The sequence below is a fragment of the Amycolatopsis sp. NPDC003676 genome (genome assembly GCF_053587275.1).
In genome coordinates, this window is record NZ_JBSFNS010000273.1 from 1 (window position 1) to 1,535 (window position 1,535).

At 68.9% G+C, this 1,535-nt stretch carries 2 protein-coding genes; both read left to right on the top strand.

Annotated features, from left to right (window positions below):
* The first annotated feature begins 128 nt into the window (after positions 1–128).
* Positions 129–812, top strand: a complete 684-nt coding sequence (locus tag ACWDNU_RS45575) for a GAP family protein (protein ID WP_355271035.1) — start codon at positions 129–131, stop codon at positions 810–812.
* 124 nt (positions 813–936) lie between these two features.
* A partial coding sequence (locus tag ACWDNU_RS45580; RefSeq protein ID WP_449673411.1) for a polyprenol monophosphomannose synthase occupies positions 937–1,535 on the top strand: 599 nt, incomplete at its 3' end.

A 1,535-nucleotide genomic window follows, 5' to 3' on the forward strand; every position in this document is an offset into this window, starting at 1 on the left:
CACCGCGCTCGAAGATCAGCGCGCGCACGCCGCCGGCGTCCACGCCGCGGTGGACGACCGTCGTCTCGGAAACGACCTCGCCCACCGACCGGGACACGCGTGGCGCGGCGAGTAGGGTCGCGGGGGTCATGGGTGTCCTGTTGATCACGTTGCTGGGGTTTGCGGTGGTCGACGCGCTGGATGTGCTGTTGGTGGCGATCACGACGGCGGTGGTGGCGGACAGCCGGCTGGCGCGGCGGTCGCCCGTGGTGGGTGGGCTCAGTTTTCTCGGTGGCGTGTTCGCGGTGTCGGTGGCGTTCGGGATCGCGACGGTGCTCGGGATCGATTTCCTGGTCCGGTTGTTCGACTTCGAGCTGACGCCGGTGCTGCGGTACTGGGGTGAGCTGCTGATCGGTGTGGTGCTGATCGCGGTCGCGGCGTTGCCGATGGACACGACGATGAGCGGCGGCGGGCGCTGGGTCCGGCCGGTGCGGAAGTATCCGTGGCTGATGGGGGTGGTCGGGGTCACGCTGGGGCTGGCGAAGGTGCCGACCTCGGTGCCGTACCTGGCCGCGCTGGCGCTGGTGTCGGCGCAGCGTCCGCTGCCGGTGGTGTGGCCGTTGATCGTGGTCGTCTATTGCGCGATCGCGCTGCTGGTGCCGCTGGTGGTGCTGGCGCTGGCCCTGCGCAAGACCCCGCGCAGCCGCCGGGTCTACCGGCTGCTGGTGCGGTGGATCACCCGCTACGGGCCGCCGGTGGTCCGGGTGTTGTTCGTCGTTTTCGGCGTCGTCCTGGTGGTCGACGCGCTGGTCCACGCCCGCCAGCTGTGGTGACGCGGCCACGGCCGCTCAGGTTCGCGTCAGGTCGATCGAGTACGGTCATAACGAATCGATGACATGCTCGCGCGCCCGTTCGGTGGGGCGCGGGGCGTAACCAGGTGAGCAGGGAGGGCGACCCTTGAGGGTTACCGTTGTTGTGCCGACCTACAACGAGCGGGAAAATCTGCCGGTGGCGGTGGAGCGGCTGACGGCACTGCCGGTTCCCGATCTGCACGTGCTGGTGGTGGACGACAACTCACCCGACGGCACGGGCGAGGTGGCCGACAAGCTGGCCGCCGAGCTGCCGAACGTGGTGGGCGTGCTGCACCGCACCGAGAAGGACGGCCTCGGCCGCGCCTACATCGCGGGCATCACCAAGGCTCTCGACGAGGGCGCCGACGTGGTGATCCAGATGGACGCCGACCTGTCGCACCCCGCCGAGGTGATCCCGGCCATGCTGGAGAAACTGAGTTCCGCCGATACCGGCGTCGTGCTCGGTTCCCGCTACGTGCCCGGTGGTTCGACCGCCGCGGAGTGGAAGTGGTACCGCAAGGCGCTCTCGGCCTGGGCCAACTTCTACGTGAACCTGATCCTGCGCCTCGGCGTGAAGGACGCGACCGCCGGCTTCAAGGCGTGGAAGGCCGACACCCTGCGCGCGATCGACGTGGCCTCGATCCGCAGCAACGGCTACTCGTTCCAGGTCGAGATGAACTACCGCGCGATCAAGAAGGGCTACAC